This window comes from Halomonas marinisediminis, assembly GCF_004347715.1.
Taxonomy (GTDB): domain Bacteria; phylum Pseudomonadota; class Gammaproteobacteria; order Pseudomonadales; family Halomonadaceae; genus Halomonas; species Halomonas icarae.
This window is the reverse complement of the sequence record NZ_SLTR01000884.1, coordinates 1-219: the sequence shown is the minus strand read 5'-3', so window position 1 is coordinate 219 and position 219 is coordinate 1. Positions and strand designations below refer to the sequence as shown.

General features: G+C 46.1%; 1 protein-coding gene. It reads right to left on the bottom strand.

Annotated elements, in window-relative coordinates; genetic code table 11:
• A partial coding sequence (locus E0702_RS19895; RefSeq protein WP_205742189.1) for a hypothetical protein occupies nucleotides 1–219 on the bottom strand: 219 nt, incomplete at both ends.

Sequence of the window (219 nt, the reverse complement as noted above, 5' to 3'; positions counted from 1 at the left end):
AATTGGTTCATCCAATCGGTTTTGAACTGAACGATGCAACCGTTCGTTGAACTTGACGGTAAGTTACAAGCCGCTGCGGTATCGTTGTCGACCACAGTGCCCAGCCAGCGGGCTTGAGTCGTCAAACGAATACTGTTGGTTATTGGGTATTCAAAACCACCAAAGATACTGGCAGCAAAACCTGTGCTGTTGTCTACCCAATTTGCATCTATATATGAC